Genomic DNA, 13858 nt, shown 5'->3' with positions numbered 1-13858 from the left:
GAGTTACATCAATACACTCCTTGTCAATCTGCCGTGGCATGTCGCGGTCGGCCCTCAGATCAGGTACCGGTCGGCCACCTCGGCGATTTCATCGAGGGCGCGCAGCGTTTCGTGTTCGGGCAGGGTCGGCACGCTGAACACCAATCGCTGCACCCCGGCCTCGGCGTAGCCGTCGACCACGGTCGGATCGATCGGGGCGAACGCGACTGTCACAGGCAGGTCATTTCCACCGAGTCGAGCCAGTTGATCTGGTATTTCGGCGGGGTCGGCCACTGCGGCGGGAAGCCAACCCAGGCCGTGGCGGATGGCGCGTTCGGCGGCCGCTTCCGCGCCACCGATGAAAATCGGCGGGTGCGGGGTTTGTACGGGCTTCGGCCAGGCGTACATCGGGTCGAAATCGATGAAACGGCCGTGGTATTCGGCGAGATCGTCCGTCCAGATCGCCCGGATGGCCTCGAGTTGCTCGTCGAGCAGCGCGCCGCGAGTGCGCGGGTCGGTGCCATGATCGGCCATCTCCTCGCGATTCCAGCCCGCGCCGACGCCGAATACGAAGCGCCCATGTGAGATTCGGTCGAGCGTGGCGATCTCCTTCGCGGTGTGGATGACATCGCGCTGGATCAGCAGGGTGACCCCGGTACCGAGGATCAACTGGTCCGTCACCGCCGCGACGGCGCCGAGGGTGACGAAGGGATCCAGCGCGCGGTAGTACTCCCGAGCCAACTCGCCACCGCCGGGAGCCGGGGACTTTCGGCTCGCTGGGATATGCGAGTGCTCGGGTAAAAACAACGATTCGAACCGCCGCTCCTCCAGCGCCACACCGAGTTTCGGACCGCTGATTCCCTCGTCGGTAACGAAGGTGGTAATACCTATCTTCATGACCCGAATACTCGAACCTTCACATGTATGTAAAGGTCAATCGGAGGCACTGTGACGTGCGGCACCTATGCCGAAGTGCACCCCTCGTCGACTCCGATTGTCTGGTCCCGAACCTTTCCACTCAGCGGAAGTTGATCAGAGATAGGCCATCGATCCGTTGGTATGAAGGTCTGCGGGCCAACCGGTCTGTGCGTCGTTCACCCAGAGCCCGCCGACTGATGAATCGAACAGATGGACAGATGCCGAAGGGGTATCTGAATCCGGGACACCGGACAACCCGCGGCGTCCGGGGGCATTCGCATCGACCGAGTACCGAGGAAACGGAGCAACTTTCGTGCCTATCCACCGCCTGAACCACGCCGTTCTCTTCGTCTCCGATGTGGAGCGCTCGGCCGAGTTCTATCGCGAGGTCCTCGGTTTCCGACAGATCGGCGCAATTCCAGGTGGGGTGTTTCTACAGGCGGCGGGTTCGGCCAACGACCACGACCTTGGTCTGTTCCGATCTACCGAACCGACCGTCGCACATCGCACCGGACGAGTCGGGCTGTACCACCTCGCCTGGGAGATGGACACACTGGGCGAACTAGGGCGGGTGCGGGATGCACTGCGGGCGGCGGGCGCGCTGACCGGCGCCTCGAATCACGCGGTCACCAAGTCGCTGTACGGGGTCGACCCGGACGGCATCGAATTCGAGGCGTGCTGGTTGGTCCCGGATGCCGCGATCGAGCAGGAATTGCGGGGTATGACCGCGCCGACCATGCCGCTCGATCTCACGGCGGAGATCACCCGATACGGTGCGGATACACCCGGTGGTCCGCGTATGGATCATGCGGTCTGGCAGCGCTTCGTTGCGGGTACGACCGCCGACTAGGCACTGCTTCGAACCGGTACGGGCGCATCGGCATCGAACATCTCAGCGTCTTCGGCCTGCCGCGGATCGAATTCGTCGACCTGGGGCGGCTCTGGGTATCCAGAACATATCGACGTCGCTGCAGAGCACCGGGAACAGCCCGCTCGGCTATCCGCACTTCTGACTTTCGACCGACAGGATCAGGCGGGCCGTCGAGGCAACTCGTGCCCTCTTGGATCGACTGATTACCGGAGGGTGAGCGACCCGCCGCGAAATCGGGGGAAGGTCTTGACTCAGGATGGCGCCTCGCGCACACTACCGAGTAGTAACCGGACAGTACAGTCCGGATAGTGAGATCGCACAGCCGCCACCACGGCCGTCGCACCCTCAACGGATTTTCGCAGCCGATCGACCGACCACCAGCCCGCGGCCGACCTGGCATCGACTATCGATCCACATGAAAGGCAACCCTCATCGCTGAGGGCCACCATGACATCATCGTTGCTCCCCCTTGCTCGGCGTTCCTTGGTGACGATCGCGGCCACGGCACTGCTGTTGCCGACCGGAACCCTTGCCGCCCAACCGCAGTCGGATTCAACCGGCAATGTTCGAGAAATCTCCGGCCTCACCGATATCGCGGTCGCGCGCGCAGAGTGCGGCCCCGGCCCCGACTCCGACCCGGAATCCGGGCACCAGGGCGACGTGCCCGCCGCCGACCGGGACACCGGCCGCAGCACTCTCGGCTACCGCTGCAATATGTCGCAGGTCGGAAATTACCCGGGGCGCGGCGGGGGTATCTCCTCGGTCAGCTTCGACCATTGCGCCTACGTCGGCACTTTCTTCCCGGGCAACCTACTGGGGCCCGAACAAGGTGTGCAGGTGCTCGACGTCTCCGATCCCGCCGCGCCGGTGCTGACCGCCACGTTGAACGAGCCGGCAATGCTGGCGGGCACCTGGGAAAGCTTGAAGGTCAACGAGACTCGGAAATTACTCGTCGGCACAGGTGCGCCCTTCCTGACCGGTGCGGGTCTGCTTTCGGTCTACGACATATCCGATTGTGCGCACCCCCGTCTGCTCAACCCTGGGACCGGGACAAGTCTGAACATGCCGCTGGCGATCACCGCACACGAGGGTGGCTTCTCCCCTGACGGCAACACCTATTGGAGCTCGGGCGCCGCGCCGGGTCTGGTCAGTGCCGTCGATCTCACCGATCCGGCCAATCCGCGCGTTATCTGGCAGAACCTGCCCGGATTATCCATGCACGGCTTCGGATTCAGTCCCGACGGCAACACCATGTATCTCGCCAATAACTTCGGCGGGCTCATGGTTCTCGATATCAGCGCCGTCCAGCGGCGCGATCCCCATCCGCAAGTGCGCCAACTGGCCAACATCGCCTGGACCGACGGTTGGGGCACCCAGCACAATATCCCGGTCACATATCGAGGCACGCCGTATGTCTTCGCCACCGATGAGGCCGGATCCGGCGGCGTAAAGCTGTTCGACGTCTCCGACGCGACGAATCCACGCCTGCGCAACACCATCAAACTAGAGATCGATCTCCCCCAGAACCAAGACATCGCAATGGCTTCCGCCTCGGGCGGCTCGCTGTTCGCCTACGACGCGCACTATTGCGCCGCGGATCGACCCACCGATCCCACCGCCTTGGCCTGCAGTTGGACCTCCTCGGGCATCCGCGTATTCGACGTCCGCGACCCGCTCGACATCCGCGAAATCGCCTACTACAACCCGCCCGCCCGCACCGGGCACAATGCCGAGCTGACGAATTCGCCGCACGCACTCGCCTCGATCATCGGCCCGCCGCTGCTCGCGTCCCCGACCGTGGTCCAGACCATATTGCAGGGCCAGTTCGATATGTCCGAGGCCGCCGGTCCGCGCACCGGCATGCTCGCGTTCGGCGATCTGTCCTCGGACTGGTGCTTCTCGGCGCCCGAATGGCGCGGCAATCAATTGTGGACCACCTGCGCTGACAATGGATTCCTTGCGTTGCAATTGGATTCGAGCGTCTACGTCCCGCCCGCCGATCAGCACTCCACCATGGGCTCATGACCCGGCAAGCCTGGATCAGGAGTGCCGCGCTGGTCAGCCTGGCTGTACTGCTGCTAGCGGTCGGCGCGGCCATCCGACCGCTGCTGATAGCCGATGACAAGCCCACGCCGCCCGTCCTCACCAGCATCGAAATCGGCTTCGCGCAAGACATGGTCGCCCACCACAGCCAGGCACTGCTCATGACACAGCGACTCGATAGCGGGGTCGATCCGACAGTACGGGCACTGGCACAACAGATTTCGGACACCCAGCGCACCGAGATCGGCATGTTGCTCGGCTGGCTGCGAATGGCCCGTGTGGTCACGATCAATCCGCAACCGATGGCTTGGATGCACACCCACCAGCCCGACCTCACCCAACACCAGCACGCGACGGCGACCAGCACCGCCGCAACCGCCGACCTCATGCCCGGTATGGCGACTCAGTCCGAACTCGATGCGCTGGCAGCGGCGCACGGCACCGACGCGCAAGCGCTGTTCCTGCAACTCATGCAGCGCCACCATGTCGGCGGCATCCAGATGGCCCAGGCTGCCGATCGCCAATTGTCCAGCGGCATCGTCAAACAGGCGGCCCGCGACATGATCGATACCCAGAGCCGGGAAGTCGGCCTGATGATGTTGTTGACGCAACGAAATACCCCGAGCTGACCGCACTGGAAACAGCACTACCGAAGTACCCGGCGGCGGCAACCGACGCTGACCACCGAGACATCCGCGATGACGCCCGCCGTTCGGTCACATGTCAGCAATGCCGCGCAGGACTGTCTGCAATCATCGCGTAGCGGGCGCCCTGCGATTCGGAGTGGCGTATTGCAATGATTCCTGATTGGTGTCGATGGGCCGGTGTCGTGGCCATATTCGCCGCGGCGACCACGGCATGCTCATCGTATAACGACGGAAAGCTGGCGTCGCAGGCGACGACGAGCGCCGCAACTTCGAGCAAGGTGTCGGACATCGGAAAGTGCGTGCCCAAATACGAGCGGGCGATGGTTTCGGACTTGCCAAAGAGGGCAAGCAGGCCAAAAGGTCAGACCACCATCGGCTCGCTGTATCGGTACATACTCCGACCCGCCGCTCGCGAACCGAGCGATGACCGTCGGAGTGGCACCGTGCCGGTGTTTCACCCATACCGAACATCATCGCGCCACCATGGCCCCGGCGCGTGCCCAACACTTCTTTCTCTGCGCTGAGCATCGGCTTTGCGCCTCGGCACAACCCGAGGTCTGAGGGTTTCCAACCCGGGGGAGGATGATCTTCCGCGCACTCTACGAGGAGAGTTGGTGTTGTTCATGTGCGGAAGCCTTCGACGGACGAGGGCGTCCCTGAAGCATTCAGTTGAAGGAAGCATAATGAAGAGCACCAAAATTCGCGCAGCCGTCGCAACGGCAGCACTCGCACCGATGATCGCACTCGGCTCAGGCATTGCTACCGCCGATCCCGCCCCGGCCAATCCCCCTGCGCCCGTCCAAGTGGCGCCCGCTTCAGAACAACTCCCCCAGGCGGCTGACCCAGCCTTCTTGTGGTGGAACCCCTTCCTATGGTGGGTCTGCTTCATTCCGCCGATCTTCCCCTTCGGAACGGGCATCTGTCTGGTATGACCTACTCGACGACGGAATAGTTGCGGCTCGAGCGATTGGATAGGACATGTTCAGGAAGCTCGCGAGAGCCGCGGCTGTGCTCGCGGCATGCGCAGCGCTGGCCGGGGTGCAAGCAGGCACTGCGCATGCGGCAGGTCCGTCGGTACTGGGCGGCGGTTCCGGCATTATCGTCAACGACCAGGGCGTCTGCACGCTCACCACGATCGGGCACGATGCCGCGGGTCGGCTGGTCGGGATCACCGCAGGTCACTGCAGTATTGCGGGTGACACCATCACTGCCGAGGCCAACCGTGACGCCGGAGTCGTCGGCACCTTCGCCTACTCGAACCTCGATATGGACTACGCCGTCATCGCCTTCGATCCGGACAAAGTAGTACCGGTGAATCGCGTTGGTAATACGACGATTACCGGATTGGGCGGTCCTGCGCAGTTCCCGGACGTCGCTTGCAAGGAGGGCTATACCACGGGCCAGACCTGTGGACTGGCCTACGGAGATCTGAACCAGACCAATACTTGGACCTGGACGCAGATATGCGTCCTTCCTGGTGACTCCGGCGCGCCCGTCGTGGTCGGAACAACGCTGGTCGGCATGGTGAACGGATACCTGCGGGTGCCGTGTCTGGGACCGGAGCTCGGAGCGAATATCGCCGCCATCCTGGACGACATCAATACCCGCGGTGGCATCGGAGCGGGTTTCCATCCGATTTAGCCGCCGAAATGCTCTCGCCCATGATGATTGACGATGACGCCGCTTTCGAGCGCGCGTTCGACCAGAAACATGCGTTTCTTGTTCTGCGGGAATGATTCGACGTCGAATATCTTGAACAGCGCACGCATGTGGGTCTTCACTGTGGCCACGCTCAGGCACAGATCGTGGGCAATCTGCCAGTTGGACGCGGGGTAGGTGAACCCGGTTCGAGCGTCGTACGGGCGACACAGTGCCTCGAGAATCAGAAATTGAGCGTCGGTCAGCGCACTCCTGGTCGGCAGGCTGCCGTGGGCAATCGTTACTTCATCTTCGGATGAGTGGTCGTCTGTGAAGATGAAAACCGATTTGCCGAAGCGGATGGTATCGCCGGACTCGAGTTTGCGACATCCGTCGACGCGCTCGCCGTTGACGAAGGTCCCATTTGTGGACAGGCCATTATCGATGACGACCCAGCAGTCGCTCACCCGCTCAATTATGGCGTGCAGACGCGAGACGGTCGCGTCGGCAGTCACGGTTATATCGGCGGCCTCCGATCGCCCGATCGTCATGCTGCGCGTGTCGCGATCCAGTGGAATCTCGCGCCAATTTCCATAGCTAATTCGGTGAGAAAGAGTGCCGCCATCGGCTGACGTTTGCCGCGCACCATCGCCTGCGTCTGGATAGTGTCCCTGACGCAGCGCCTGTTGTCCGTATGACGTGGCCATGATGCGTCGTTCCCAATCCGAGGTAGGTGATGAACTGCTGGCACCGTATGACTCAGAATGCGCCTTTCCCACAGCAATTTGTGCGAATTCAACTAACTTGATGCAATAGGTGGGGGTATGGTCGTGCTACGGGTCTGATTGTGCCGGTATTGCAGACCATCGTGCGGTTACCGGATATTGGGTTGATCGTTCGGTCGCGACTATGCCCCCAAGGACACCATGGCAGCTCGGTCTGTCGTCGCGGCTATTGCGGATCCGGCGCGGCAAGCGGCCAGCGATCCACCGTATGCAGGGTCGAACCAGCTCGGCGTGCATAGTGTTCTACGTGGAGAGCCTGGGGGTGCAGGCGGCGGGCGGCCGCCAGCCAGCCGCCTGCCTGGCGGAGTACTTCGGCACGGGTGAGCGCAGGATCGTTACCCAGCAGCAGACCACCGTGTTCGGGAGCGAGAACCACCGCCGATCCGAGGTGCTGCAAACAGCGGCCGGTACCGAGATCGTCATCGAGTTCGCGGTAGGCGGTGAGGGCGCGTTGCCAGTGCCGAAGGGCACGACGGGGTTCACCGCGGGTCCACCAGAGGGCGCCGAGCGTTTCGCGGGTCTGGGCACCGCCGGCGGGGTCGCGGCCGTCGCGGGTCAGCGATTCGGCCAATTCCAGGCGGTCCTGGGCGGCGTCCAATCGACCCTCGTGCAAGTGGACGACGGCCAGGTTGATCAGCGCGCAGACCACCCCGGCCAGATCCGTTCGCGGCAGCAACCACCACGCAGCTTCGAGTTGTTCGGCCGACTGGGTCAGCACCATCGGACTCGGCTGCTCGTTGTGTAGTCGATGTAGCGCCGTGTAGTGCGACCAGCGCGCGGACAGACTGCTGGAAAGGGCGCGTGGCCGATATTTCGGCGGCCGTCGGCGCAGGCGCCCCGCTCGGAGTCTGGCCAGCTCACCACGCAGCGGGAAATCGTCGGGATCGGTGAGATCACACAGCGCTTGCGCTACGCCGTGGGCATGCTCGGGCAGGCCCTTGCGGGCATACCAGACGTCGAGGGCGTCCGCGATTCTGGCGAGTTCGTTTACCGCCGCCGTCGGTAGCCGCGTTGCCGGAGTCGGGAAGAGTGTGCGCAGATATTCTTCTTCCGCTTCGAACCAGCGTCGCGCGCCCTTGGCGAAACGAACCGTTTCCAAGGCAATGGACCAGCGGCTCGCCCGGTCCGCGTAGTGGTGCAGCAGTGCGGGCAATGCCGCTTGCCAGTGTGGTCCGCGGATGACTTCGGCGGTGGGCGGCAGCCGCGGAGCTTCGCGCAGGCAATATCGGTCCGCGCCGAGGTAGCCGATGATCCCGCGCATCTCGAGGTCGGCCAGCACCAAAATCGCGGTGCGCCCGTCGGGCGCCGAATCCGAGGGCAACCGGCTCGGCGCCTCGAGGACCGCCGACAGCACCGCGAGCAGAGCAGCGGTCTCGAATTCCTGAACCGGCAGGTCGCGCAGTGCCGCGAGGATGGGGTTGTGATCGAGTTCGGAAAGCTGTCGCGGCGGGTCGGGTCGGCTTCTGGCGTCGACGAAACGTACCGGCTCGCCGGGCTCGACCAGTTCGGCGATCAGAGCGAGTTCCCTTTCGGTACGCACCCTTTCGCGAAAGCTGTCTATGCGCCGGTATGCCACATACGCGCCTGCGCCCACCACGGCAATGATGGCCAGCCCACGCAGCAGTCCGCCGATCACCTTGACGACATCGTTGTCGCCGAGTGAGTTGACGACGATATTGCGACCCAGTTCGAGTACCAGCGCCCACGCGACGACCTCCGCGGTGCCGAGCACTCCCTCCCAGATCGATGAGCGCGGCGTGATCTGCTGCGGTGTCTCATGTCCGCGTGGCCCCGTCACGAGCGCGTCCCGCCGGTCAATCCCGGTACCAGCCAGCGCCGCCAGGTGGCAAGCAGCAACAGCACGGGCAGCACAGCCGATAGCAACGACCCGGCCGCCAACTCCGCGGCGTTCTCGTTGAATTGCCGTGCTTCGCCCCACAGCAGCAACGACCAGGGGCTGGCACCCGCGCCGTTCATCATCAGTCCGATGAAGAAGTCGTTCCAGACCTGGATGAATTCCAGTACCGCGACCGCGACCACGGCGGGACCCGCCGATGCCAGCAGTCGCCGCGTAACGGTGCCCGGACTGGCCAGCCCGTGCAGCGCCGCCTCGGCCGGACTCTCCGGCGGGGCCAGCATCGCACCGCGCAGGATCAGGATCGCGATCGGCAATCCCGCGGCGGCGTGCACGAAGATCAACGGAATCCTGGTGCCCGACAGGTTGAACGTATCGATGAACGCATCGAGCGAACCGAGGTAGCTCTGCGCGGGCAGCACCGACAGCACGATCAGCGACACCACCGCCATCCGCGAGAACACACCCTGGCGCCCCGCGGCCAGTCGATGCGCCACGGGGAGTGCGGCCGCCACCACGACGATCGTCGCCAGTCCGGCCACCAGCAATGTCGTCTGCCACGCCGCACGGAAGGATTCGTCGTGCCACATGCCGGTGAGGGCGGAGAGCCCGAATCCCTTGGGGCCGTTCAGACAAACCGCGATCAGAACCAGGATCGGCACCAAGGCGAACAGCGACACCACGGCGATCCCGATCGCGCGCACCGGACCGATGCGGCGACTGGCATCCGTCGGCGGCGAAGCGGCGGCATGTGGGCGGGCGCCGCGCTGCCCCCGCACGCCGGTCCGGGGCAGCCAGGCCACGAAGCCGACCAGCACCGCCAACGGCAGCGCGTAAGCCGCGGCGACGCCCGCGCCGAGATCGCCGTCGGTGGCCAGCCGCCACCACTGCACGGTCGCACTGTCGAGCTGATACTGCATCGAGCCGGGTACCCCGATCAGCACCACATCGAAGATCCTGGCCGCGGCCACCCCGACGACCAATCCGAGAATCAGCAGGATCGGACGCACCAACTCCAGCAGACGCAGCAGCGGGAAACGCTTGCCCTGGCCATGCAGATAGCCCGACCGCACCGGATCTGCCTCGATGGCCCGGATATCGGCGCGTAACAGGCCGGTCAGGAAGCCGAGCCAGGTCCACAGAAAAGCCGAACCGAGCATCAGCGCGAACCAGATCCGGTACCCGCCAACGCTTTCGATGCCGAACCAGGCGGCGAGATGTTGGAAGATTATCCGGAAGGCGACACCGGATACGAACGCCGAAATTCCGAACGGCACGATCAGCGGCGCCCACAATCTGCGCGAATCCCGTGACAGCCAGGCGATGCCGACAGCGACGAGCAGCAGGACAAGACCGAAGACGACCCACAGCATGGTGAGTAGATAGGCCCATCGTCCGTCGCCGGCCAGTGCGTCGGCGAGCAGCCACAGTCCCAGCGCGGTAAGCACAGCGCAAAGCGCAAGCACCGACAGCCGCGCCCTGCTCAACGAGCCACGCCTGCGGATCAGCGTGAAGGCGACGGCGCCACAGGCAACGAGCACGCAGGACAACACGATTCGCGGGCTCGCTGGCACCGCGATCGCCACCGTCCACACTGCGGGCGTCACCAGCAACACCGCGATCAACCCGACCGCGAGCAGACCCGCCCAACCGAGCCAGCGATGCGGCCGCCCGCCCGGTATCAGTGGGCCGCGCATCCGGCGCGTCGCAAGCTCGATGCGCAATCCGTTGGCACGGAAGTCGGCGATACCCGTCATCGGCGGCTCCGCTCGAATCCGTCCAGTGCGACGATCGCGCGATCGATCGCAGCATCCGGGCGCTCGACGGCACCGTCACCGATCGCGACGAGAAAATCGGTGAGGATGCGCCACAAACCGTTACGCCCGCCCACCGCTGCCAACTGATCGGACAGATCGAATGCGCTCCATGGGCTCTGCGCACGCGCGATCGGTTCCAACAGCGCCGAATAGCGCACGGTAGTCCGGATATTCGGGGCAATGAAGCCGCCGTCGCCCTGAATCCACGGCAGCGGCGCCTCCGGCGCGGCCAGCGCCGTCACCACCTCGTCGGCGTGCGAGCCAGCGTATCTGGTCACCACCATGACATCGCCGCCCACAATCCGCGGGCGTTCACCACCGAGGCCGGTGACCGGGAACGGTGCGATACCGACCACCTCCTCCGACCGTCGTCCGGAGATCCGAAGGCTTTCGCGGACAACGGGTTCGGCGAAATCCGGTGCGATCACCATGGCGGCGCGACGGTGCTCGAACACCTCTCGAATCGCGTCCGGGAACTGACGGGTCAACGCCACGGCGACACCTCCCGCGATGGCATGGGGTCGACCCCACAGTCGCGCGAGATTCGCGAACGTTTCGCGAACGGCAGGCCGGTCCCAGACACGATCCTGTGAAGTTGTCGTCAGATCGTCGTAGGTATGCGCAGATTCGGCGCGCAGCACATTCTCGAAGACATCGGTCAGTACCCAGCCGTCCGCGGCGGCGAGCGCGAGCAACCGAATCGGCGTGCCCGCGAGCACCTCGCTCCGGTCGACCCAGTCCGCGATCGTCCAGTCGGCGGGGTCGCCGAGGTGATACTTGTCGACGGTCTGCCGGTCGTACCAGACCAACGACTTATCGGCGGCCTTGAACGGTACGCCATACGGTTTTCCATTGTGGTACAACAGCTGTCGCCACAACTCGGGATACCGCACCCCTTGATCGTCGGTCCATAACGTATCGGGGACCGGCCGAAGCTTACCGTCGTCGACGAGTGCGCGAACCTGTCCGGCCTGCGGCAGCAGCACGATATCCGGCGCCGACTTCCCGCCCGCGCTGAACGCGGTACCGACTTCGTCGCCCATCGGTATCACATCCACCGATCGCGCGAACGGCATCGGCGCCAACACCTTCCGGAAGGCCGCCAGCTCCGCACCACTCCATGACACCCCGATCCGGATCGACGCCGAATCGCCCCACAACAGTTGCGGCGCACACGCGGCAAGCGGCAGCACCCAACCCGCTTGCAGCAAAGCTCTTCTCGTCCCCATGCTCCCCCAACAGAGCGGTTGTGGTGTCGCCGAGGATTATTGCATCCTCGTCTCAGTCGGGAAGGAGCTTTCCCAAGGGGCCCAGGTCGATGTTGAGATCTTCTGGGGTGAGGCCGAAATGGTCGCGCAGTTCGTCCATGCGTTGTTCGAGCAGCATCAGGGTGGTGCCGATGCGTTCGATCTGGGTCTCGGTCAGGTCGCCTTCGTCGACGCGCCGCAGGGCCTGCCGTTCCATCAGCTGCCGCAGCAGCTCCACCAGGGTGAGCACGAGCGTGACCAGACCGCGCTCGACGGATTCGGGGTTGGTATCGATACGCGGTGGAATGCCACCGATCTCATCCATCTCGGGGCGGTTCCAGTTCGGGGTGTGCCGCCGCGGATTCGACCGAGGACGCGGACAGCGTACTGATGGATGAGATGAGGGCTCGCAGCGAGATCGCGACCAGGTCGACGTCCGCGATGGCCAGCCTGATGTCGCCGGAGATGATTACCCCGCCGGCCAGCACTCGGTCCAAAAGGTCGACGAGTGCCACCCGGCGCTCGCCGTCGACGCTCTGGTCGGCCGGTCTCATATCCGCTCCTGGTCCACGCCGGCGAACGAATACGGCGGCCACGGGCCGGTGATTTCGAGCCGGATGCCGGGCAGTTCCTTGCCGAGTTCGTCCACCGTAGCGGCGAAGTCACCGGCGTCGTCGTCATCGACCAGATAGGTGCCATTGAGCACCATCCAGTCGCGGCGTCCGCTCAGCGCCGGATCCGTCGCCGCTTGGCGACGCCCCGCCGCGGAGTGTCGAACCAAGCGCGCGTGAATCTCCTCGGCCTGTTGCGCCGCGTCGCGTTCCACGGTTGCCTGGGCGGACAGCTCCGCGCGGCGACGGGCCAGATAGGCCGTGCCCCTGCCCTTTTCGGCCCCCGCGCGCGCGGCCCTGGCATCGGCCACGGCGGCGGTGAGAGCGGCACGGTCGGTATAGGCTTTCACGCCCCACTCGGTGCGCCCGGTTACCAGGGTCAGCGCCGCGATGAAGTCCGCACGCCGCGCATCGAGCAGCTCGCGCACCCGCTCGTCGTCGAGAAAGACAGTGGCCAGGCGCAGCGGGACGGTCGGGCCACGGCGCACCAGGGCCGACACCACGGCGTCGTGGGCCCGAGCCGTCGCTGCCAGCCAGTCCAGATCCTCCAGGTTCCGGCGTAGTGGCTGCTCCCCGAAGACCGCGAGCGGCACCGATTCGACGAACGCCGCCAGCGGATCCGAGACCACTGTGCGTACCCGCTCGCCCGCTACGCCGGTGATCGGGCCGGTTCCCGCCGCGGCGTCCGTAGCGCGCGTCACCGCGTACAGCCAGACGCCGACCTCGTCAGTCACGCCGCCTCGATTCCTTGGGTTCGCGGCGGCGTTCGATAGATTGCGGGACCTCGCGTGCGGCTTCCAGTTCGGCGATCCGGTCACGCAGCTCCCTGTTCTCCAGTTCGAGGTCGTGATCCTGCCGCTCGAGCGTGCGGGCCTTGCTGTTGAGCCAGGGGTCGGTCTCCCACCAGTCGATGCCCACCGCCTTGGCCGTCTCCAAGGATGCGATTACCAGTCGCAGCTTGATCGTGAGCAGTTCGATGTCGAGCAGATTCACTTGGATGTCGCCTGCGATCACCAAGCCCTTGTCGAGCACCCTTTCGAGGATGTCGGCGAGATTCGTCGACTGATGGCCGCCTCCGAACGGCTGCGGTGCGGACGATTCGCCTCCGGGGACCACCGTCATCGTCGATTTCTTCCGCCGATATCGGTACTCCCGCGGTTGTAGCGTCTGGTTCTGCGATAGGCGAGCAGATTTCCGTCCAAATCGAGCTCGAGCTCGTAGAGCGCGAGCATGTCCGACGATGAAGGGATACGGCGATTCTCGAGCACCTCCATCTCGACCAACCATCCGTCCTCGATCGGCTCCATGGAAGTGACACCCTCTACATCCTTCGAGGTCAGCTCACCGAGGATCTCGATTGCCGCCGCCGAGGCCTGTGCCGCGGTGATGGGAGGCGGTTCGTCCGACGCCGAGTCGACATCCTCGGGGTTTTCGGGACTGGTCATGC

General features: G+C 64.7%; 16 protein-coding genes. 5 read left to right on the top strand and 11 right to left on the bottom strand.

Features of this window, described 5'->3' with window-relative positions; genetic code table 11:
• Positions 1-54 precede the first annotated feature (54 nt).
• The gene (locus ACIBG0_RS05760) at positions 55-876 is read right to left on the bottom strand and encodes an LLM class F420-dependent oxidoreductase (RefSeq protein WP_397029572.1); all 822 of its coding nucleotides are present in this window, start codon (positions 874-876) and stop codon (positions 55-57) included.
• 334 nt (positions 877-1210) lie between these two features.
• On the opposite strand from ACIBG0_RS05760, the gene ACIBG0_RS05755 reads away from it, so the two are divergent.
• The 3 genes from ACIBG0_RS05755 to ACIBG0_RS05745 all read left to right on the top strand — a co-directional run bounded on the left by ACIBG0_RS05755 (position 1211) and on the right by ACIBG0_RS05745 (position 4440).
• A complete protein-coding gene (locus ACIBG0_RS05755) occupies positions 1211-1747 on the top strand; it encodes a VOC family protein (RefSeq protein ID WP_397029570.1) in 537 nt (178 codons plus the stop codon).
• 468 nt (positions 1748-2215) lie between these two features.
• Complete coding sequence (locus ACIBG0_RS05750) at positions 2216-3793, top strand: LVIVD repeat-containing protein (RefSeq protein ID WP_397029568.1); 1578 nt, start codon at positions 2216-2218, stop codon at positions 3791-3793.
• Positions 3790-4440 (top strand): DUF305 domain-containing protein, encoded by a 651-nt coding sequence (locus ACIBG0_RS05745; RefSeq protein WP_397029567.1) that lies wholly within the window; start codon positions 3790-3792, stop codon positions 4438-4440. The genes ACIBG0_RS05750 and ACIBG0_RS05745 overlap by 4 nt, the downstream gene beginning before the upstream one ends.
• Positions 4441-4534: 94 nt before the next feature.
• Here the strand turns inward: ACIBG0_RS05745 and ACIBG0_RS05740 are convergent, their stop codons facing one another.
• Positions 4535-4747, bottom strand: a complete 213-nt coding sequence (locus ACIBG0_RS05740; protein ID WP_397029565.1) for a hypothetical protein — start codon at positions 4745-4747, stop codon at positions 4535-4537.
• Between the two features lie 394 nt (positions 4748-5141).
• Between ACIBG0_RS05740 and ACIBG0_RS05735 the strand changes: the two genes are divergently transcribed.
• Together ACIBG0_RS05735 and ACIBG0_RS05730 are read left to right on the top strand one after the other, a co-directional pair.
• A complete protein-coding gene (locus tag ACIBG0_RS05735) occupies positions 5142-5390 on the top strand; it encodes a hypothetical protein (RefSeq protein WP_397029563.1) in 249 nt (82 codons plus the stop codon).
• A gap of 46 nt (positions 5391-5436) precedes the next feature.
• Positions 5437-6099 carry a S1 family peptidase gene (locus ACIBG0_RS05730; protein ID WP_397029561.1) on the top strand — a complete coding sequence of 221 codons (663 nt, stop codon included), beginning with the start codon at positions 5437-5439 and terminating at the stop codon, positions 6097-6099.
• On the opposite strand, the gene ACIBG0_RS05725 is transcribed toward ACIBG0_RS05730, so the two are convergent.
• The 9 genes from ACIBG0_RS05725 to ACIBG0_RS05685 all read right to left on the bottom strand — a co-directional run bounded on the left by ACIBG0_RS05725 (position 6096) and on the right by ACIBG0_RS05685 (position 13856).
• Positions 6096-6803, bottom strand: a complete 708-nt coding sequence (locus ACIBG0_RS05725; protein WP_397029559.1) for an FHA domain-containing protein — start codon at positions 6801-6803, stop codon at positions 6096-6098. The two genes, ACIBG0_RS05730 and ACIBG0_RS05725, sit on opposite strands and share 4 nt — an antisense overlap.
• A gap of 244 nt (positions 6804-7047) precedes the next feature.
• Positions 7048-8679: a tetratricopeptide repeat protein gene (locus tag ACIBG0_RS05720; protein ID WP_397029557.1), complete on the bottom strand. Its 1632-nt coding sequence runs from the start codon at positions 8677-8679 to the stop codon at positions 7048-7050.
• Positions 8676-10493 (bottom strand): hypothetical protein, encoded by a 1818-nt coding sequence (locus tag ACIBG0_RS05715; protein ID WP_397029555.1) that lies wholly within the window; start codon positions 10491-10493, stop codon positions 8676-8678. Before ACIBG0_RS05715 ends, ACIBG0_RS05720 begins: the two co-directional genes overlap by 4 nt.
• Positions 10490-11782 (bottom strand): ABC transporter substrate-binding protein, encoded by a 1293-nt coding sequence (locus ACIBG0_RS05710; protein ID WP_397029553.1) that lies wholly within the window; start codon positions 11780-11782, stop codon positions 10490-10492. The genes ACIBG0_RS05715 and ACIBG0_RS05710 overlap by 4 nt, the downstream gene beginning before the upstream one ends.
• A 52-nt stretch (positions 11783-11834) precedes the next feature.
• The gene (locus tag ACIBG0_RS05705; RefSeq protein WP_397029551.1) at positions 11835-12125 is read right to left on the bottom strand and encodes a gas vesicle protein K; all 291 of its coding nucleotides are present in this window, start codon (positions 12123-12125) and stop codon (positions 11835-11837) included.
• Complete coding sequence (locus tag ACIBG0_RS05700) at positions 12118-12354, bottom strand: gas vesicle protein (protein WP_397029549.1); 237 nt, start codon at positions 12352-12354, stop codon at positions 12118-12120. Before ACIBG0_RS05700 ends, ACIBG0_RS05705 begins: the two co-directional genes overlap by 8 nt.
• A complete protein-coding gene (locus ACIBG0_RS05695; protein ID WP_397029547.1) occupies positions 12351-13145 on the bottom strand; it encodes a GvpL/GvpF family gas vesicle protein in 795 nt (264 codons plus the stop codon). The genes ACIBG0_RS05700 and ACIBG0_RS05695 overlap by 4 nt, the downstream gene beginning before the upstream one ends.
• Positions 13138-13533, bottom strand: a complete 396-nt coding sequence (locus ACIBG0_RS05690) for a gas vesicle protein (protein ID WP_364345837.1) — start codon at positions 13531-13533, stop codon at positions 13138-13140. The genes ACIBG0_RS05695 and ACIBG0_RS05690 overlap by 8 nt, the downstream gene beginning before the upstream one ends.
• Positions 13530-13856 (bottom strand): gas vesicle protein, encoded by a 327-nt coding sequence (locus ACIBG0_RS05685; RefSeq protein WP_397029545.1) that lies wholly within the window; start codon positions 13854-13856, stop codon positions 13530-13532. The genes ACIBG0_RS05690 and ACIBG0_RS05685 overlap by 4 nt, the downstream gene beginning before the upstream one ends.
• Positions 13857-13858: the final 2 nt, after the last annotated feature.

This window comes from Nocardia sp. NPDC050630 (assembly GCF_044457245.1).
GTDB lineage: Bacteria > Actinomycetota > Actinomycetes > Mycobacteriales > Mycobacteriaceae > Nocardia.
The sequence above is the reverse complement of the archived record's forward strand: the minus strand, read 5'-3'. Positions and strand labels throughout refer to the sequence as shown.